We start from the raw sequence: 19,572 nt of genomic DNA on the forward strand, positions 1-19,572 counted from the left end.
AAAAATCATTCCCGGCCGATTGATCGCGCGAACCGGTAGCTTGTCTGCTCGAACTTCAAGGTCCGAAAGAAATTATGGGCATTCCTGACCTCAATGTCGCTCATTGCTTCGAGCCGGGTGCAACCTGCCTTGCGCAACAACGTCACGGCCTCATCTACCAAGGCGGTGGCGATACCTTTTCTTCGGTGCGCTTGCGCAACGAGCAGCAATGTCAGTCTTCCGACCAGCCCGTTCTGAATCGTAGGTATAACAACCCAGTGGCAGCAGCCGACCACCTCACCGCATTCAGCGATGACCATGCCGGCATCCGCCTTCATTGCCGCTTTCAAATTCCGGGCGACACCGAGTTTGTCCAGCCTTACCCCGGACAGTTGTCGCACGAGCGGAACAAGTGCTTCCGCGTCGCTTGTCTTGGCGGCACGGATGACCAGTTTCGGCACAGGCAGCGGCGCAGGCTTGGAGCGGCGGTCGCTTGAGCGAGATGCTGACCTGACACTGGCAGCCTCGTCTGCGGCGGGTTTAAGTCGAGCTCTTGGCCGATTTTCGGCTTTGTTTTGTTCTTCTGAATGTCGTCTGCTTAGCGGTTCTGGCTGTTTTACGGACCTGCGATTTGCGCGCGGCCGGATGGGCGGTTCAAGATCTGGGTTATCACTGCCATTGCCCGCGCGTCGGGCTTTGGGTGCTGGTGCAGCAGGGGTAGTTTCCGCCGACGCCTTCCAATTTCTTGCGGCACCGGCCCGCAGATAGGCCTCGACATCTTGTGCCGATGCTTCCAGCCCCTGCGTCCCAATGCCGAGCAACGGGTTGCCAGCCGCGTCGGTCAGCCCCAACTTGCCATAGTCGCCTACACCGGGTTTGCGCCTGCGTGATTTTACAAGCTTGAGGCCGCGATGGCCGGCCATCTCGCGTAGTTCTTCGTCGGTCGCTGCCTTTGCCATTTCACGACAACCCTTTAGCTGGCCCCCGGTTCATGGCGCATCCATCCCCATGTCAGCACGGGACTTTCATCCGGCCTTGTTTGTGATTCCGCTCGTCTACTGGGAGGGAACGCGCCCTTGGTTCTTTCGCTAAATGCTGATGCGTGCCTGCCGTTTCAACAAGTCCTCGATGATTGAGCGTGTCGCGTTCGATGATGAGGCGCGCACGCTGAGTATCTCGTTCCGCCAGACCGGCAAATACCTCTATTATGACGTACCTGCCATCATCTTTGAGGAGTTGTGCAAAGCCGCCTCGGTGGGCTCATTTTTCAATGAGCAGATCAGGGGTCGGTTTGCGTGCCGTCGCGACCCGGAGCGTCGGCGTTTTGGTCCGACAGATTAGGAACCTTCAGGCCTTTCCAAGCGCGTCGTAGACCGACTTCAAATGCTGTCCTGCGATGGCGCGTGCGCGGGGCGATCGCACGGTTTCCTCATTGGTTTCGTGGAGCATTTTAAGCATATCGAGCACTTCGTGACGTGGCATGCCGGTTTCGAGCAAGTGCGTGCCAATCAGCGCCAGCAGGTTGCTCCAGAGAGTGATGGCGCCCTCCGCGAAAGCGGCATCATCGTCGTCGTTGCTCATCGCCCTGGGGTTTTGATTGGGCATGAGATCACGCCCGCTTGCGCGTGGTCTTGGCTGGGGTCTTCGCTGCCGCTTTCCTATCGGCGCTTTTCGCTGCCTTTTTGGCAGGCGTCTTCTTCGCGTCGGGCTTGGAACCGCCGCTGCCCAAAGATTTTTTGAGTGCAGCCATCAGATCAACGACGTTGCTGCCGCGCGGATCGGATTCGCCATCGTCTTCGTCGATGTTAAGGGTCTTTCCCTTCTTCTTTCGCTGGATCAGGTCCTTGAGCGCATCGACATAGCGGTCATGGAAGTCGCTGGCATCGAACCTGCCGGTCTTCTTTTCGATCAGGGTCGTGGCGAGATCGAGCAGTTCGTCATCGGGATCACCATCACCGATTTCACGGAAATAGCTCGCCGCCTTGTTGACTTCGTAAGCGTAACGCAGGGTTTCCATGACCATTCCGCGTCCGCAGGCTTTGATGCTGACTACATATTCCCGGCCGCGCATCGCAAGCTGCCCAAGTCCTGTCTTCCGGCTGCGACGAAGCGCCTCGCGCAGCACGATGAAGGCCTCCTCGGCTAGGTCGTCGGCTGGCACGATATAATAGGGCTTTTCGAAATAGATCGGGTCGATATCGTGGCTATCAACGAATTGCGTCAGTTCGAGCGTTTTCTTACTCTCCAGCTTGACGCCTTCGATCTCCTTCTCATCGAGCAGGACATATTCGCCCTTGGCATATTCAAAGCCTTTGACGATCTCATCGAGATCGACCGGGCCGATGCCGGGCACGACCTTCTCATATTTGATGCGCTTGCCGGACGGCTCATGAATTTGATTGAACGCAATGGTCGCGCCGCTCTTGGTCGCCGAATAGATTTCGACAGGGATCGAAACCAGAGCCAGGCGAATCTGGCCTTTCCAATAAGGTCGTGCAGCCATGATCATCTCCAACCCATTTTCCCGATAACTTTTTCCGGCAAGCCCCGTTCCAAAGTTCGGGCCATGCGCTTTTGAAGCTCGGCAAGAATGAAGCTCTTATGCGATGGCGATTAACCTGCATCAGCACGATTTTCGTGCCTGCCGTGAAACCTAGCGATCCGGCGCGCCATTATGACGACGACCGGATTGGTAAGGAAGATCTTATGATCGAAGCAGGACGTCACTGCGCAAGCAGGAACCGCGTATGCGCTGCCCATCGTGGTGGGCTGCGAGATTTCTGGATCGTGGCACGGACATTCCTCCGCCATCCCAGCATGGTCGGGTCATCCTTCCCTGCCTCCCGGCGAATGGTTTCGCATATGTTCCAAAGCGTTGATTGGAACGCGATTGATCTCATGGTTGAATATGGTCCGGGAGCCGGCGCTTTCACCGCGACTGCCCTCGCCCGGCTTCGCTCCGATGCGAGACTGCTCGCTATCGATACCAGTCCTGACTTCACCCAGCATCTTGAACGCGCCCTTTGCGGCGATCCCCGCCTTATCGTCGCGACCGGTTCGGCTAGCGATGTCGAAGCCATTCTCGCGGAGCAGGGACTGAATCGCGTTGACTGCATCCTCTCGGGTCTGCCCTTCTCGACTCTGTCCGAGGCAGAGGCGCGTCTTATTATCGATGCCAGCGCGCGCCTTCTGCGCCCGTCTGGTAGTTTCCTTGCCTATCAGATGCGAACTGGAATTCGCCCCTATCTCGAAGCGCGGTTTGACAAGGTCAGCCATGATTATGAGTGGTGGAACCTGCCGCCTTGCCATCTTTATCGCGCATGCTTGGGCGAGAGTGGCGTGCGGCATGGGCGGTGAAGATCTGACGAATATGGCGGGTTGGATCGCGCCAACAGCGACGATGTTGGCCGCCGTGATGACGGCTTCGAACCTCGGAGCACGAGTGACCGGTTGGGGCTTCGCCGTCTTCACTGTCGGTTCGATCTGTTGGTCGATTGTTGGCGCAGCGTCTGGCCAAGCCAACTTGCTTTGGACCAACGGCTTCCTGACTTTGGTCAACGGCGTGGGCATCTGGCGCTGGCTTGGGCGGCAGGCCCGTTACGAAGAAGGGGGACGGCTGGCGGTCGAGGCGAGTAAGGCCTCGCCCGCACCTACCCTGCTGACAGCAAGCAGCCTGATCGAAATGGACGTGCTCGATCAATCGGACAACAAGATTGGTAGCCTTGTTGATGCCATGCTCGATTGTAAGAGCCAAAAATTGCAAACGATCATTTTGCGCCGTGGCGGGATAGCTGGCGTTGGGGAACGATTGATTGCCATATCTGCAGACGCGATTTGCTGCGGCGCAGAGCATATTCAGTTGTCCATGCAAGCAGAAGAGGTTGATGGGATGCCCGATTGGCGCCCATAGGATCGGACCGGCAGAGCGCCGATGGCACTATTTGCCTCCCAGTCCGATGTCGCTTTGAGCGGGCCGTACTGTATCTGGTTCCTGCAATAAATGTCGAAACAGAATGCAACCGATCGCCGCACCAGCACTTCATACCAAGGCCGGGCGTCGCTTCCAGTCACCGCGTTGGCGAAGGATCGAAAACATGGCTAGAACGAAAATTTTTCTACCTTGAAAAGGGTCAATCGCACATGTCGCCCCGTCATAGAGCTGCCCACGAAGTACGACCCAATGGCGTTGATGCCGATCCTAGCATAGGCGGTAGCCAGTCGCACGAGGATGTAGAGGATTGCTACTCCGTCAGCGCGACAAAACCAGAAGATTACCCTTATCCCTATCGTGCCAATTCCATGAAAGGATCACCATGAGCACCACTTTGACAGGCACATTTGATAGCCGGGACCAGGCGGACATGGCCGTGGAACGACTGGTCCAGGAAATCGGCATTGAACGAACCGACATTTTCGTGACTGCATCCGGACCGGACAACAGCGTAGGCAATCGGATTGGAGGCGCAGACAGCGAAACGGTGGATGAGGACGGAAGAGATGATGTCCCTCTTGCTGGAGGCATTACGGTCTCGATCGATTTGCAGGATGACGCAAAAGTCGAAGTCGTTACGGCTGCGTTGGAAGAATTTGGTGTGCAACCATGATTGATATGTCGGTAATGCGACCTAGGTTGAGTGGCAGATACTCCGGGTGAAAGCACTGCTGGTCCATAGCCCCAATGCGGGCACAAAGCCCGAGCCGATCCGGTCGCTCATCAGTCAATTGGAAGAGACTGGTTTTGCCATCCGCTATTGTGAACATGGCCGGGACGATATTCGATCCAGAATGAACGACATGGACATGGCGATTGCCGCTGGCGGCGATGGAACCGTAGCTTCGGTGGCCACCCAGATACCCGACCGGTCTGTACCCATTGCTATTCTGCCGATGGGCGGATCCAATAATGTCGCAAGGGCACTTGGCATTCGTCAGTCTCTCGAAGCAGTCATTGGTGGTCTCGACAATGCGCGCGAAAAGAGGCTCACTGTAGGCAGCATTACCGGGCCGTTCGGGCGCAGAGGCTTTCTGGAAGCGGTAGGTCTTGGCGCGCTCAATCAATCTATCGAACTCGTCGATGAATCGCCCGACACCCCGGAAGAAAAGCGCGAAAACGGCCGCTCAGCTTTTCGGGAGACGCTGCGCACAGCTAAACCGATCGCATGCACCGTCGAGATCGATGGACGCCGCTTCGACGGACCATGGCTGCTTGTGGAAATTCTCAACATCGGCGCGATCGGCCCCCGGCTTCCGTTCGCCCCACGGGCCGACACGCAAGATAAGCAACTCGACATCCTGCTTGTTAGCGAGGCCGATCGAGACGCCATGGTGGGATGGGCCGAACATTTCTCCGGCCCGCCGCCGGCCCGATTGGAAACGGGGTGCGTCGTCAGGCTTCAGGCCAGTGGTCTTTGTCCCCGGATCGATGACCGCCCTATCGATATGCCTGACGACGCATGGACGGTCGAAGTAGCGCTGGACGACGAGCCGGTGACGATATTGGTGCCGGTCAGCATGACGGGACATGACGATGACGCCTGCTGAGCTTTTGCCAACGCCCGACTTACTTGCACGCATGGAAGCTGTGGCGGTGGAACTGGCCACGATTGGAGGTCGGGAAATCATGGCTACGTTGGGCAGCCTTATGGCCGTTCAATATAAGGGCGATGATGACGCCATTGCTTTGATGCGCGATCCGGTAAGCGAAGTCGATGGCCGGGTCGAAGCAATGATCCGCAACCAACTGGCACAACATTTCCCCGACCATGGCATCATCGGCGAGGAAATGGCCATCCATCCTGGACTGGACAATGATTTCGTTTGGGCTGTCGATCCGATCGACGGGACGAGCAACTTTATCAATGGCTTTCCACTATTCGCGTCATCCGTTGGCGTCCTGTATCGCGGCGTTCCCGTCGTCGGCGCATTATGGTGCAGCACAACGCATTTGTTGACGCCTGGCGTCTATCACTGCGGCGGCTCTGGCGGACTGCGGTTCGATGGCGCACAGATGTCACGCATGCCCAACCCGGCTGTTCGTAAACGGCTTGCGGGTGATCCGCACGGCCAGTCTGATGCGGGTCCGTGGGATGGGCGCAAGACAGGATCGGCCGCGATCGAATGTGCTTTCGTGGCGGCAGGTCTTCTGCAAGTCGCCAGGTTTGCGGCGCCAAACATCTGGGATGTCGCGGGGGGGACAGCTCTTGCGCGCGCATCGGGCGCTTGCGTTTTTCAGGAGGAGGATGGAAATTGGGTGCCATTCAACAGCTTTGGCGGCCAACTAGCGCAGATGGCGCGGTGGCGGCGTCCCTTGATCCTTGGGAAGCCTGAGGATGCTGTCCGCATGACCGATATTCAGCGCGCGGATGCGCAGGATCAAAGCCAACAGATATAGAAAACCGTCAATGCGGGTAGGTCATCTTTCGAGGCATGCCGCCATCGACGGCGATTCGCTGCCCAGTGATGAACCCCGCACTTTCGAACACCAGAAATGAAACGGTCGCCGCGATGCCTGATGGATCGTCGACGCTGTCGACTAGATGCCGGTCCAGGTTGATCGTGCGATGCTCCACCGCTCCGCGCACGCCTGCTTTGGCGCAGGGGGCGAGTTTCAATCCACGTGGGCAGGGAAGCATTGACGCCGATATCGAGGCCGGATTGGCAATGCCCGCATTGGAGATGAGCCAATCAATACCCTCCATCTCTTTCATGGCCTTGGTCCAGTCCGTAATCTTATCGAACGCCTTTTCGACGTCGCGCCCGCCGTCAACGTCTGCTCGGATCGAAACAAGCGCGTCGGTCGGCATCTCGTCGGAAAGATCTCGAACCGCTTCGGCACCCTGATCCAGAACCGCTACTTTCCAGCCCTGGGCCCATAATGTCTGGGTGGTACCTTTGCCGATGCCATGAGCACGGCCTGTGACCACCGCTGCCTTCTTATGAAATCCGCACCCTTGATGATCCGACATTCCCGTGCCGCAGGTGATGTCGATCGACGCGAACGCCAGGCGTAAGTTTCGCTAAGCGCCAATGCTTTCGAGCAGGCTGGTCACTCTTGCAAGCCGATCAGCGTCGTCGGTCTGCTCCTTCAACAGCCACCGGCCATCTTTCTTGGCAAGCCCTACACATTTGCTCATGTCTTGCGCTGCTTCGCGCGGGGTAATCGCTATCGCCGCCGGGCCAGCATCGATCCGTGCGATGCCGGTTGCGCGCGCAAGGATAGCAATTCTGCTGGCATCGATCAGACGTTCGGCAGCAGGGGGCAGCGGACCGAACCTATCCGCCAGTTCACCCTCCAAAGCATCCAGCCTGGTTTCGTCGACAAGCCGCGAGAGCCTGACATAAAGGCCCAGGCGGATGTCGGCATCGGGTATCCATTCCGATGGCAAGCAGCCTGCGCTGCCCAGGTTGAGTTCGGGCGTCCACAGTCCGGCATCTTCGCCGCGCGCCTCCTTCAATGCCGCTTGGAACAAATGTTGATAGAGATCGACCCCGATCAGCTTCATATGGCCCGCCTGCGTGTCGGCAAGGGGATCGCCAGCGCCCCGTTGATCGAGGTCGGCTGTGCTGATCGCAAAGCCCGCACCCAGCCGGTCATAGGTCGCCAGCGTGCGTAGACGCTTCATCGTGCGTTCCGCAATCTCGCCCGCTTCAGTCATTAGAATGACCTGGCCCCGGCGATTACCCCGGCCCACCCGTCCGCGCAGTTGATGAAGCTGGGCGAGACCGAAGCGGTCGGCGTGCCAGATGACCATCGTATTGGCGCGCGGCACGTCCAGTCCTGCCTCGATGATGTTGGTCGCGAGCAGAGCATCGCCTTCGCCGCGGCCAAAACGAACCATGGTGTCGTCGATGGCGGCTGCCGCCATCTTGCCGTGCGCCTGGATCAACGCGAGGTCTGGCACGATCCGATCCAGCCGTTCGGCCAGCGGCGCGAGATCCTCGATGCGCGGCACTACGACAAAGCTTTGTCCGCCACGCGATCGCTCGCGCAACAGCGCCGTCCTGATCATCGCATCGTCTGGGTTGGCAAGGCTCGTCCGGATCGGCTGGCGACGGGCTGGCGGCGTCGCGATCACGGACATCTGTTGCAGGCCGATCATGGCGCGATGCAAGGTTCTGGGGATGGGCGTCGCGCTCATCACCAGAAGATGAAGGTCGGTGCGTCTCCGCAGCCTTTTCTTGTCTGCCGCGCCAAAGCGCTGCTCTTCGTCAATGATGACAAGCCCCAGTCGAGCATAGCGAATATCCTTCGCCATGACTGCGGCCGTGCCGATAACAATATCGATCGAGCCGTCCGCCAGCCCTGCCTTCGCTGCCCTTTTCTCCGCCGCGCTCGAAAGGCGCGAAAGACCAGCGACGACCATGCCGGTAGTGGCAAAGCGGCGCTGAAATGTCTCGATATGTTGACGAACGAGAACCGTCGTCGGTGCGGCCAGGATAACCTGATATCCTGCAAGCGAGGCTAGCGCTGCGGCCCGTAGGGCTACCTCGGTCTTGCCATAGCCCACATCGCCGATCACCAGACGATCCATCGGCCTTCCGCTGCCAAGATCGTCTCGCACCGCCTGAATTGCCCGGGCTTGATCCGCCGTTTCGTTGAATGGAAAGCTGGCCACAAATCGTTCGTACGCGGCACTATCAGGTTCGATGATCGGGGCTTTGACCTGAGCCCTCTCTTGCGCCAGTCGAAGGAGGTCGCGGGCGCCTTGGGCCACCGCCTCGTCGATCGCAACGCGACGCTTTTGCCAACTCGACCCGTCCAGCTTGTCGAGCCGCACCGCATCACCATCGGCGCCGTAACGCCATATCAGACCCGCCTCCTGTGACGTAACAAGGCGCCGGGCACCATCGGCATATTCTAGCGCAATCAGTTCTGCGTCGCCTTCTCCTGGATCCGGCTCAAGACCCATGACGCGCGCGACACCATGGTCCTGATGTACAACCAGATCGCCCGCCCGAATGTCGCCGACCGCCTGGGCAAGCCCGACGGCCACGCTGTCCTGCGCTGCGCCTATGATCGCCCGGCTACCTAGTAGATCGGCGGCAGCAATCATTATCAGCTCACTGCCATCAGCGCCCCGGTCTACCGGCGCAACCAGCACAGCTATCGCTCCCGGCGCAAGTTCATGGACCGCCGCGATCGAGCCGACGGCCTCGACCGCGGCTTTGAATGTCTTGGCGATCTTGGGTCGGAGGAAGCGGACATCCCGCTCGCTGCCGACAAGCAGCAGGCGCTTACTCTCCTGTAATTGCGGTGCCGCAAAGCGCTTCAATGCTGACAGGGGTGAGCGTTCCTCTACAAAGCGAGGAATGGGCGCCACGTCGCAATCTGCCGGATCGCCTGCACACCAAGCGGCAAGATCCTTTGCCCATAGTGACTGGGCTGCGGCATCGATCGCTGAACCGCTATTGCTGGCGGCTTCGGTGGCCAGGCGGAGGAAACGCGCGCGACGCTGCTCGGCCTTTGCCGAAACGTAAAGTCGTCCTGGCCGCAGGTGGGCCAATATGGTGACCTTCTTCGATTCCGGTTCAGCCGCGCGGCCGATCTCCAGACGCTCGCATGGCTCCTGCGTAAGCTGCGTGATCGGATCATAAAGTCTTATGCCGACGATGCGCCCAGCAGCGATATCGATACGGGCCGGCAGCCCGGCATCAGAAGGAAAGATGTCGATGACTTCGCCGCGCACCGCCACCTCACCCGGTTCATCGACACGATCGTCAACGACATAACCCAGCCTTTCCATTTCAGCGGCAAAGTTGATCGGATCGATCCGTTCGCCAAGCTGCAGACTAGGGGGCGCAGCGTCGAAGTCGGCAGGGTCTGCATAAAGCCGCGCGGCCGCTTCGCCGCTCATTATAGTAGCAAGAGGGCGGCGCTTGGACTTCTCGGCAAGCTGCCTAAGATGCCGCAAGGCTATAGCGCGGCGATCTGGATGAGAAGCTGGCGTCAATCAGGATGAGAACTGATCGTCGCGGTGTTCATGTGGTGCCTGCTTTGATTGACGCTGGCAAGCGCTACTCGCAGGTTTGATTGTCGCTGCGCGACATTTCCTCGGTGGACTTGATTGTCGCGAAGGTCGCTGGCCGGCCAGCGCGTGATTGTCGCTGGATCGCCGAGCGGCGGCGGTAGCTCTCGACGTTCATTTCGAAGATCGTCGCGTGATGCACAAGGCGGTCCACGGCGGCGAGCGTCATGGCGGGATCGGGGAAGACCCGGTTCCATTCACCGAAGGGCTGGTTGGCGGTGATGAGCGTGGAGCGCCGTTCGTACCGCGCGCTGATCAGCTCGAACAGGACGGACGTTTCGGCCTGATCCTTGGTCACATATGCGAGGTCGTCGAGGACCAGCAGATGATATTTGTCGAGCTTGGCGATCGCGGCCTCGAGCGCCAGTTCGCGGCGGGCGACCTGAAGTTTCTGGACCAGATCGGAGGTGCGAGTGAACAGGACACGCCAGCCATTTTCGATCAGCGCGAGACCGATTGCCGCTGCCAGATGGGTTTTACCCCCGCCCGGTGGACCGAACAGGATGAGGTTGGCGCCTTTTTCGAGCCAGCCATCGCCGGAACACAGCGCTGTGACCTGGGCGCGCGAGATCATCGGCACCGCGTCGAAGGCGAAGCTGTCGAGGGTCTTGCCCGGTGGCAGGCGGGCTTCGCCCAGATGCCTTTCGATCCGGCGACGATCCCGTTCTGCGATCTCATGCTCGGCGAGCGCCGCGAGCAGACGGGCGCCAGGCCAGCCTTCCTTATCGGCCCGCGTGGTGAAGTCGGACCAGACCAGTTTGATCGCCGGCAGGCGCAGGTCGTTGAGGATGAGGCTCAGGCGCTGGGCGTCGATAGCGGGTGCGTTCCGGCTCATGCGGCTTCTCCCGTCAGGAGAACATCGTAGGTGGCAAGGGGGACCAGTTCCACCACCACATCGGGAAGCGCCGCTGGATCTGGAGCAAAGCGTTTCCGCAAGGCATCCATGTCAGGGAGACGATCGGCAGCCACGTCAGCGGCCAGCAGTTCCGCGAGTTCCGCTTCGCAGGCTCTTTCGTGCGCCATTGCCAACAGCTCTACCATCTGCCGGCAAGCGGTCCGTTCGGGCAACGCGGCGATGAGCCGGTCAAAGGTCTGATGATACGGCTCCCTTGGGAACAGCTGGTCACGATAGACCAGCTTCAGGAGCGCCATGGGTTTGCGCCGCAGGCTATGGATGACGTGCCGATAATCGACCACATGGCCGTGGGCGCCATTGTTGAAGGACCGTCCGCGCCGCAACGTCATCAGGTGGGTGCCGCCGATGAAGAGATCGAGCCGGTCATCGTAAAGCCGGACCCGTAGCCTGTGTCCGATCAGCCGTGAGGGCACGGTGTAGAACACCTTGCGAAGGGTGAAGCTGCTGCTCGAGGTGACCGTGACGATCGTCTCCTCATAATCGCTGGTGCGCGCGCCAGGCAGCGGCTGCAATACCGCACGCTCGGCGTCGATGCGCGGGCCATTGCGGCGGTTCTTGCGGCTGACGACCTCGTCGATGAAGTGCCGGTAACTCGCCAGATCATCGAAGTCCCGCGATCCGCGCATCAGCAGCGCGTCCTTTATAGCCGCCTTCAAATGCCCGTGCGGGCTCTCGATCCCGCCATTCTCATGGGCAATGCCGCGGTTGTTGCGCGTCGGCGTCATGCCATAATGTTCGCACAGGGCGTCATAGCGCAGCGTCAGATCCTGCCGGGCGTCGGCATCCAGGTTACGGAACGCGGCCGACAGGCTGTCGCTGCGATGCTCGGTCGGGGCGCCGCCGACGGCCCACAGGGCGTTTTGCAGCCCCTCGGCCAAAGCGACATAGCTCTCGCCGCCCAGAATGACATGGGCGTGTTCGAAGCCCGACCACATCAGACGGAAATGGTAGAGGCGATGGTCGAGCGGCACGCCAGCGACCGTTACCTCCTCATCCTTCATCTCGGTGAAGTCCGACAGGCCGAGCCGTCCTGGTTCATGCGTCTGTCGGAAGATCACTTCCTGTTCAGGGCCATGAATGGCCCGCCACGCCCGGATACGTCGCTCCAATGTTCGTCGGATGCCCGCATCGAGATCAGGATGCCGGCGCAGCATCTCCTCGAAAATGGCAACCACCCTGATGCCAGGCGCCGCCTGAAGCAAGGGCACGACCTCTTCCTCGAATATCCCGGCTAACGGATCCGGGCGCCGCCGCTCTCGCTGGGCCTGTTTCTGGGATGGAAGCCGAGGATCTCCCTCAATGCGATAGGCTGTCGCCGTGCTGATCCCGGCCTTTGCAGCGGCCACCGGCACGGCATGGGTATGTCGGAACTTCATGTAGAGCCTCATCTGATGATCGTTGACGTGGCGGCCCGGCATCCGCGGCATCCCCTCTCTCGAAGTTATGCCTCTGAGTACCTGACCGGCCGCAACCACCAGAAACGCCCCCAGAAAGGGCGCAATCGCCACCTGCTGATCCGGCTCCGGGCTACGCCCTACGCCGGATCAGCAGGTGGCGATTCTCATCTTGATTGACGCTGCTCTCTCATCCTGATTGTCGCGCGGCAGCAAGGCGGCGACACGTTTCCCTATATTCGAAGGAGTCGAAGGCGCACCGTCACCCGGCAAGGTGTCGCTCGATGGAAGAAAGACGACATGATCGTCAGGCGCAAAGGACATGAGAGCATCTGCCACCGCTTCGGCTTCCTGCTCGTCATCAGCCAGATAAAGCAAATCGCCGTTCTGCAGCGCGTCGAGCAGCATGAGTGCGGTCGCGCCAATCCCCAGAGCTACGCTCATTGCCCCGCCGCCGCACGAAAATCGACCGGAGCAGTCTTAATAATAAGCCGGATCAAAATCCTTCTTCGCCCTGATGATCGCCATGCCCGGTTGCCCGCAAGGCCACTCGATCGCGATCTGCACGCTCACGCGCAGCTTCGATTATGGCCCGTTCCTTATCAGATGCAGGAGCGCTGGATTTTGGCGCGGCTTGCTCATAGAGCTCGCCCGTCCCGACCCTCCGCTGATCTGCCTCCGGGTTCTGACCCTTTCTTTTCTCTTCCATCCTAGCACGCCTCTCCTACAGGTGGGCTGCTAACTGCGCGACGATGTCGCAGGTTCCACCAGCGGCAAAAAGTCCAGGTCTAACCAAAGACGGAAGACGCGCGCTTAGCGACCGCTTTCAGGATCAGCTTGGCTTACTGCTGATCGGCTGCCACGCATTCGGTTTAGTTCATCCGCTCGGTCTATTATCTCATGAACCTTATTACGATCGCGTAGATACGGAAGGGCTTGGCGATCATGTGCATGTTATACTCCAGCCATCCGCAACCGATTAGGGCATTTGTTCGAATAGCCGGGGCCGAACGAAATTCTGAGTTTGGGACGGCCCCACTTGGCCGCCATTCGGCGACCTGACGGCCATTCATTCTTCCAGATAAATCCATACCCTGATGGAAAGGCCTATGCGAACATTATGCATCCTGTTGTCGCATGGGTAGCATAACACGTCGGCTCGACTTTTCTTCGCGGTTGGCCGAAATGCACGCATCTTTCGAGGCGCTGGAACGAGGTGATCCGTCCCGGGTCCGCGACGCCCTGCGGACAAATAGACTTTACCATAAATTATGGTGCCTGATTTCGCCAAGCGCTGCCAGGAGGGGTGAGCAGGTAGTTGTGAGAGCCATCACATCCTGACGCCCCTCAAAGCATAGCCGATGCCGACCCGCAGATTGCGGGTCTGCAGACGGACGTGCCAAACCCAACAAAAAGATAGCGCAGAAAAATCGTCGATGCACTTGCGCCATGAATTTGGGGTTCAGCGCAACGTAGAGCTGCCGATTACAAGGACGTCGTGTCGGGAGGCAAGCTGGGCTCCTGTGCCTCGCCAGAGGCGTCTCCTTTCACGGCACTGTTTGATCTCGACGGATCGGTTCGGGCCGAAGTTGCGCCACCGCCCCCGGCGCTGTCCTCATCATAGTCTTCATTTCCGTCGTAGCTACCACCTGCGCCGGTGCCACTGCCAACGACGGGTCCGGAGCCGGGCTCGGCGCGCTTTCCCCGATCATGGACAGAAGGCCTATTGAGCGGCGTGACACCGAGGCTCCCGTTGATGGCCTTCTGATCGCCGTCATAGGCTGGCGGTGCGAACGCTTTGGGTTCATCCTTGCTCATTTTGATCAGCACTCCATTGCTTCGTGGAGAATTTTGTGTCCAGCGTCCAGCTGAGCGATGCTCGAGAACCGGATGTGCGCATCGTCAGAGCGAAACGCCATCTGGTTAAAGCCTCAGACTCATTATCGTAGCGATCTTGAGGGGATAGATAGCGTGCCAACTGCGGACACGATCAAACGCATAGGTCACGCGATGCCATCTCCAAAAAGATGGCGATCTCAAATTGCGTCAGGGAAGAGTAGTCCTCAACTGCATCCCAAGCCGCCACAAGTTCAACATCACTAAGCGACGCGAGAGCGTCATATTGACACGGCCAACCTCCTTACTGATATCCACCCTCTGCTTCTCGCTTCTCGGCAGCGTCTTTCTGAGCATCCTCAAGCGCGTCGATGTCGTCCTCATCGTCAACATCTACGTCTCTATCGGTACCGTCGGCCTCTTCCGCGATTTGCTCTATCTCGTCATCTCGGACATCGCGATTCTCTTCGCCTTCGCGCGTTTCATCCACCATGTCTCTCTCCTGTGCTTGAGATAGGGCAACGGCCCGGCCAGTGCCTTGTTCCGGCATTTCATTGCCGACTAATCTGGATCAGGAGCTATTTCGTTGGGGGCTCGCTCGTACAAAAAAGGCGCACGGTCCATTGGACGGATCGCCCATACGAGGCCTGCTACCAGGAAACTGACTGATACAAATTAATCGCTGTTGTTTTGCGCGGAACATCGCCGGCCTTGCGCGCTTCCTTGCCCAGCGGACGCCCGAGCGCTTCCGCCTGATAGCCCACATGGTAATCCAGATAAGGAGGGTGTTGCATGAAGCGCAAGATTGGACAGGACACGGGCGCAGCGGCGCAAGCCGGCACATTCGAAACGCATGTTGGCAATGGGGGCGAACTGCATCAGCTGCCCGGCGGCGATGGCACGGTCCTGACGACCCAGCAGGGTGTGCCGATAGCCGACGACCAGAACAGCCTAAGGGCCGGGGAGCGTGGTCCGACACTGCTCGATGACTTTCACCTTCGCGAAAAGCTCTTCCATTTCGACCATGAGCGCATTCCAGAGCGCGTTGTCCATGCCCGGGGCTTCGGCGTGCATGGCACCTTCACGCTAGCTGAAAGCCTGGAAGAATTCACCACAGCCAAAATCCTGACCGAGGTGGGCGAGACGACGCCCATGTTCGTGCGCTTCTCGACAGTCGCAGGGAATAAGGGCTCATTCGACTTGGCGCGAGACGTGCGCGGCTTTGCCGCCAAATTCTATACCAAGGAGGGCAATTGGGATATTGTCGGCAACAATATTCCGGTCTTCTTTATCCAGGATGCCATCAAATTCCCCGACCTAGTGCACGCCGCAAAGCAGGAGCCGGATCGCGGCTTTCCGCAGGCGCAGACTGCACATGACAATTTCTGGGATTTCATTAGCCTGACGCCTGAATCCATGCACATGATCATGTGGACCATGTCGGACCGGGCGATCCCGCGCTCTTTTCGCTTTATGGAAGGCTTCGGGGTTCACAGCTTCCGTCTGATAAATGCCGATGGAAAGGGCGTCTTCGTCAAATTCCACTTCAAGCCCCGGCAGGGCTTGCAATCGGTCCTTTGGAACGAAGCGGTCAAGATCAACGGAGCGGATCCCGACTTCCACCGTCGTGACCTGTGGGACGCAATTGATCTGGGCAGTCCGCCGGAATGGGACTTTGGCGTCCAGATTTTCGACGATGACTTCGCCGAGCGGTTCGAGTTCGATGTGCTCGATCCCACCAAGATCATCCCTGAGGAGCAGGTGCCGGTCCGGATCATTGGCAGCTTCGTACTTGACAATCATGTCGACAATTTCTTCGCCGAAACCGAACAGGTCGCTTTCTGTACACAAAATGTCGTGCCCGGCATTGGATTCTCTAACGATCCGCTGCTTCAGGGCCGCAACTTCTCCTACCTCGATACGCAGCTAAAACGCCTTGGTGGCCCGAACTTTACCCATATCCCGATCAACGCGCCCAAAGGGTGCCCAATCCATAATTTCCAGCAGGATGGGCATATGGCGATGCGCAACCCCAAAGGCCGCGTCAATTATGAACCCAATAGCTGGGCCGCGAACGAGCATAATCCGCGCGCCGACCCGAAGAGCGGCTATCGTCATTTTGGCGAAGAGGTAAATGGGCCAAAGGCGCAGGTCCGATCCGCCAGTTTCGCCGACCATTACAGCCAGGCCCGCCAATTCTTCATCAGCCAAGCGCCGATCGAGCAGAAACATATCGGTGACGCATTGGTGTTCGAATTGTCGAAATGCGAGCGCGTGGACATTCGCGAGCGGATCGTCGGCCATCTGCGCCACATCGACGAAACGCTGGCGACCGTAGTCGCGGGTGGCCTTGGGCTGCCGAAACTCCCCGAGCCGGCGCAGGCGGCGGTGCCCACTCGCACCGACCTTCCACCTTCGCCCGCGCTTAGCATTGTGGCGCGGGGGCCCGAGAGCTTCGCCGGCCGAAAGCTCGGCATAGTGGTCAGCGACGAGGCCCCGGCCAAATTGCTGAAGACTCTCGTGGCGGGTGTCGAGACGGCGGGGGCCGTTTACGAAATTATCGCGCCAAAAATTGCCGGCGCCACGCTGGATGACGGAAGTCTGGTGGAGGCGAAACAAAAGATCGATGGCGGACCATCCGTTCTCTATGACGCGGTCGTCCTGATGCTGGCCCCCGATGGCGCGGCGCAATTGGCGCAGGACAAAACCGCAAAAGACTTCGTCAGCGATGCTTACGCCCATGCAAAGTTCATCGGCTACACCGAAGATGCACTACCGCTAATCGACGCGGCAGGTATCGGCGAGGCGGACATGGACGAGGGGCTGATCGCCCTGACCGATGCGGACAGCGTGAAGCGGTTCCTTCAGAACTGTGCCGCGCTGCGGCTTTGGGATCGAGAGTATAAGGTCGACCTGGACGCGGCTGGCTTCCTTGCCGCGCAGCCGAACTAAGCGGAGACATGTCAGTCTATTACAAGAAGACCCTTAATGTCGGTAATGGACAAGCTTATCGCGGCGGTGACGCCGCCTGAAAGTTCAGAAGCGCGGGCCAAGGCACGGGAGGAGGCGCGGCAGACCGCCGTTAGCGGCGACTGGCTCGACCAAATCCTCACTCATCATGAACAGATCGACGATGCCTTCGACAAGGCGGAGGCCGCGACCGGTGCAACCGATCGCACCGCTGCTCTGAAGGAGCTGGGCGCGCTGCTGACCGGCCATTCGATGGCGGAGGAAGCGGTGATCTATCCGCAACTTTCGCATGAGCACAAAGGCCCAATGGGCATGAGCTATCAGGAGCAGCAGGCCGCCAAAGTGCAGGTCGCACTCCTGGAGGCGCTCGATCCCCTCTCTCAGGACTGGGTCGACAAGCTCGGCCAACTGCGCGGCGCAGTCGCGCACCATGTCTATGAGGAGGAAGGCAGCCGCTTCCTCAAGTTGCATGAGGAACTGCCGGCTCATGTGCAGGCTCACATGACGCAACGCTATCGCGAGGAAACGACGCGTTACGGCGCCAGCCTCGCATAGACCCATAAATAGGAGACTATCATGACCCTGGAAGGCAAATCCATCGCTATCCTGATCGCCCCCAAGGGCACCGAGGAACCGGAATTCGTCCAGCCGCGTGACGCGATCATGGCGGCGGGTGGACGCATCACTGTCGTCAGCCTCGAAAGCGGCGCGGCGCAAACCAACAATCATGATCTCGAACCCGGTAACGCCTATGCCGTGGACAAGGTGGTGCAGGATGTAACGGCCAATGATTTTGACGGCATCATCATTCCCGGGGGCACGGTCGGCGCTGACAAATTGCGGGCCAGCCGCGAAACGGTGGCGCTGGTGCGCGACTTCGTGGCGCAGAAAAAGCCTGTAGGCGCGATCTGTCATGGTCCGTGGCTGCTGGTCGAGGCAGCCGTGCTGGAAGATCGCACGATCACATCCTATCCGACTCTGCGCACCGACATCGAAAATGCTGGCGGAAACTGGGTCGATCGGGAAGTTGAGGTTGATGAGGGCATAATCACCAGCCGCAAGCCCGATGACCTGCCCGCCTTCTGTGCGAAGCTGGTCGAAGCGTTTGCGTTGGCGAACGAACGTGCGAGATAAGGCCAACCAGCCGGATGATGGTAAAAGCGCATCAACTGGAGATGAACAATGAGCGACAAAGTAGACCCCCGCGAGGATTCTGAAACCCCTCGCGGGCCAGGCGGTGATACGCTGCCCGGTCGTGAGAAGGCGGACCCGCGGACGGGCGGCGCACAGCCGCAGGAGAAGGTCGAGGATCGACCTAATGTGGGTACCGTGACGCCTGAAGACTATCCCGAAAAAGACCGGGACACCGCGAGACCCTAAGGAGATATTATGCATCCCGCTTCGTATCGCTTGCTCATCCAAAGTTGAGGGCAAGACGATCGCAGCCGACGAGGCAGCAACCCTATTCTGGGTTTCTTAGTCGACGCCCGTCACCCATCCGGGCGCGGCTTCTTCGCCCTGTCGAAGTGGCCGTGTCTCCCAGCTCTGCTCACACGCCGAATGTCCGCTTTGCGATCTGCGATCATCGAAGTTGAATGGCTGGATTAAGCGCGGTGCTAGCGGGCCGTCCGCGTACATCTAGCCGCAGGAGACTGCCAGCTTTGCAGCATGGAGTTAAGATAGCTGCCATTATGAAAAAATGTTGCAGACTCTATGAATACGGTCTCTCTACCAGCCTCCTGTTGCATCTTCCCAGTCGGGAATCCGCAACATGCTGGACATACTGGACTGCCGACAGGAAGAGTGGCATCCCGAAGCCATGCCGTTTGTGATTCACATCGCCACTGCAATCAGCGGACGAATTAACGACCCGGCTTGACGCGTCAGGCCGGGCCCATCCGCTTTGTGAATGACATGATGCTGCGTGCATCTGCAAAGGTGATTGGAAATGTCTTTGGAAAAACCAACGCTGCACCTTGTGTGCGGCAAAATCGCTGCTGGAAAATCCACGCTTACTAGCGCCTTGGGAAAGCAACCCCATACGGTCGTGGTCATAGAAGATTATTGGCTGGCTCACTTATTCCCTGGCGAGCAAAATTCTCTCGCCGATTATGTTCGCAACGCCACACGTTTACGAGATGTAATGAGCGGACATCTCATTGATCTGCTACGGTCAGGACTTTCCGTGGTATTGGATTTTCCTGCAAACACACCTGTAATCCGGGCATGGATGCGCTCCTTGTTTGAAGAGGCAAGGTGTGGGCACCAGCTCCATTACCTCGACGTACCAGATGAAGTCTGCAAATCCCGGTTAAGTCGGCGAAACAGCGACGGTACGCACGAATTTACCGTGAGTGATGATGATTTTGCATTATTCACCAAGCATTTCGTCCCGCCAGCGCCCGAGGAAGGGTTCGACGTCGTTCTGCATCGAGCCTAACGACCTATCCTC

General features: G+C 59.0%; 20 protein-coding genes. 10 read left to right on the plus strand and 10 right to left on the minus strand.

The window, feature by feature from the left end:
* Positions 1-5 precede the first annotated feature (5 nt).
* Positions 6-938: a GNAT family N-acetyltransferase gene (locus tag ACFOKF_RS23020; RefSeq protein ID WP_380798926.1), complete on the minus strand. Its 933-nt coding sequence runs from the start codon at positions 936-938 to the stop codon at positions 6-8.
* A gap of 133 nt (positions 939-1,071) precedes the next feature.
* On the opposite strand from ACFOKF_RS23020, the gene ACFOKF_RS23025 reads away from it, so the two are divergent.
* Positions 1,072-1,320, plus strand: a complete 249-nt coding sequence (locus ACFOKF_RS23025) for a KTSC domain-containing protein (protein WP_256215426.1) — start codon at positions 1,072-1,074, stop codon at positions 1,318-1,320.
* Positions 1,321-1,326: 6 nt separating this feature from the next.
* Here the strand turns inward: ACFOKF_RS23025 and ACFOKF_RS23030 are convergent, their stop codons facing one another.
* Together ACFOKF_RS23030 and ku are read right to left on the minus strand one after the other, a co-directional pair.
* A complete protein-coding gene (locus ACFOKF_RS23030; RefSeq protein WP_380798927.1) occupies positions 1,327-1,560 on the minus strand; it encodes a hypothetical protein in 234 nt (77 codons plus the stop codon).
* A gap of 28 nt (positions 1,561-1,588) precedes the next feature.
* Complete coding sequence (gene ku / locus ACFOKF_RS23035; protein ID WP_380799339.1) at positions 1,589-2,482, minus strand: non-homologous end joining protein Ku; 894 nt, start codon at positions 2,480-2,482, stop codon at positions 1,589-1,591.
* Positions 2,483-2,553: 71 nt separating this feature from the next.
* On the opposite strand from ku, the gene ACFOKF_RS23040 reads away from it, so the two are divergent.
* The 5 genes from ACFOKF_RS23040 (at position 2,554) to ACFOKF_RS23060 (ending at position 6,370) form a co-directional block, all read left to right on the plus strand.
* Positions 2,554-3,336 carry a class I SAM-dependent methyltransferase gene (locus ACFOKF_RS23040; RefSeq protein WP_380798929.1) on the plus strand — a complete coding sequence of 261 codons (783 nt, stop codon included), beginning with the start codon at positions 2,554-2,556 and terminating at the stop codon, positions 3,334-3,336.
* Positions 3,326-3,889, plus strand: a complete 564-nt coding sequence (locus tag ACFOKF_RS23045) for a PRC-barrel domain-containing protein (protein WP_256215428.1) — start codon at positions 3,326-3,328, stop codon at positions 3,887-3,889. Before ACFOKF_RS23040 ends, ACFOKF_RS23045 begins: the two co-directional genes overlap by 11 nt.
* A 403-nt stretch (positions 3,890-4,292) precedes the next feature.
* Positions 4,293-4,583, plus strand: coding sequence for a hypothetical protein (locus ACFOKF_RS23050; RefSeq protein WP_093087380.1), 291 nt, complete (start codon positions 4,293-4,295; stop codon positions 4,581-4,583).
* 46 nt (positions 4,584-4,629) lie between these two features.
* Positions 4,630-5,520 carry a diacylglycerol/lipid kinase family protein gene (locus ACFOKF_RS23055; RefSeq protein WP_380798931.1) on the plus strand — a complete coding sequence of 297 codons (891 nt, stop codon included), beginning with the start codon at positions 4,630-4,632 and terminating at the stop codon, positions 5,518-5,520.
* Entirely contained in the window at positions 5,501-6,370 is an 870-nt protein-coding gene (locus ACFOKF_RS23060) for an inositol monophosphatase family protein (protein ID WP_218147021.1), read from the plus strand. The genes ACFOKF_RS23055 and ACFOKF_RS23060 overlap by 20 nt, the downstream gene beginning before the upstream one ends.
* A gap of 7 nt (positions 6,371-6,377) precedes the next feature.
* On the opposite strand, the gene ACFOKF_RS23065 is transcribed toward ACFOKF_RS23060, so the two are convergent.
* The 7 genes from ACFOKF_RS23065 to ACFOKF_RS23095 all read right to left on the minus strand — a co-directional run bounded on the left by ACFOKF_RS23065 (position 6,378) and on the right by ACFOKF_RS23095 (position 14,643).
* The gene (locus ACFOKF_RS23065; protein WP_380798932.1) at positions 6,378-6,944 is read right to left on the minus strand and encodes an SDR family oxidoreductase; all 567 of its coding nucleotides are present in this window, start codon (positions 6,942-6,944) and stop codon (positions 6,378-6,380) included.
* 51 nt (positions 6,945-6,995) lie between these two features.
* Positions 6,996-9,833, minus strand: a complete 2,838-nt coding sequence (locus ACFOKF_RS23070; RefSeq protein WP_380798934.1) for a DEAD/DEAH box helicase — start codon at positions 9,831-9,833, stop codon at positions 6,996-6,998.
* Between the two features lie 160 nt (positions 9,834-9,993).
* On the minus strand, positions 9,994-10,839 hold the full coding sequence (gene istB / locus ACFOKF_RS23075; protein ID WP_380798881.1) for an IS21-like element helper ATPase IstB: 846 nt from the start codon (positions 10,837-10,839) through the stop codon (positions 9,994-9,996).
* Entirely contained in the window at positions 10,836-12,338 is a 1,503-nt protein-coding gene (gene istA / locus ACFOKF_RS23080) for an IS21 family transposase (protein WP_380799335.1), read from the minus strand. The genes istB and istA overlap by 4 nt, the downstream gene beginning before the upstream one ends.
* Positions 12,339-12,464: 126 nt before the next feature.
* Positions 12,465-12,758: a hypothetical protein gene (locus ACFOKF_RS23085; RefSeq protein WP_380798935.1), complete on the minus strand. Its 294-nt coding sequence runs from the start codon at positions 12,756-12,758 to the stop codon at positions 12,465-12,467.
* A 1,041-nt stretch (positions 12,759-13,799) separates the two neighbouring features.
* Complete coding sequence (locus ACFOKF_RS23090) at positions 13,800-14,132, minus strand: hypothetical protein (RefSeq protein ID WP_380798936.1); 333 nt, start codon at positions 14,130-14,132, stop codon at positions 13,800-13,802.
* 322 nt (positions 14,133-14,454) lie between these two features.
* Positions 14,455-14,643, minus strand: coding sequence for a hypothetical protein (locus ACFOKF_RS23095; RefSeq protein WP_093087388.1), 189 nt, complete (start codon positions 14,641-14,643; stop codon positions 14,455-14,457).
* Positions 14,644-14,942: 299 nt separating this feature from the next.
* Between ACFOKF_RS23095 and ACFOKF_RS23100 the strand changes: the two genes are divergently transcribed.
* The 4 genes from ACFOKF_RS23100 (at position 14,943) to ACFOKF_RS23115 (ending at position 19,560) form a co-directional block, all read left to right on the plus strand.
* Positions 14,943-17,102, plus strand: coding sequence for a catalase (locus ACFOKF_RS23100; protein WP_380798938.1), 2,160 nt, complete (start codon positions 14,943-14,945; stop codon positions 17,100-17,102).
* Between the two features lie 36 nt (positions 17,103-17,138).
* Positions 17,139-17,675 carry a hemerythrin domain-containing protein gene (locus ACFOKF_RS23105; protein WP_380798939.1) on the plus strand — a complete coding sequence of 179 codons (537 nt, stop codon included), beginning with the start codon at positions 17,139-17,141 and terminating at the stop codon, positions 17,673-17,675.
* A gap of 21 nt (positions 17,676-17,696) precedes the next feature.
* Entirely contained in the window at positions 17,697-18,254 is a 558-nt protein-coding gene (locus ACFOKF_RS23110; protein ID WP_380798940.1) for a type 1 glutamine amidotransferase domain-containing protein, read from the plus strand.
* Between the two features lie 814 nt (positions 18,255-19,068).
* A complete protein-coding gene (locus ACFOKF_RS23115; protein WP_380798941.1) occupies positions 19,069-19,560 on the plus strand; it encodes an AAA family ATPase in 492 nt (163 codons plus the stop codon).
* Positions 19,561-19,572 lie beyond the last annotated feature (12 nt).

The sequence above is a fragment of the Sphingobium rhizovicinum genome, assembly GCF_042647625.1.
Lineage (GTDB): Bacteria > Pseudomonadota > Alphaproteobacteria > Sphingomonadales > Sphingomonadaceae > Sphingobium > Sphingobium rhizovicinum.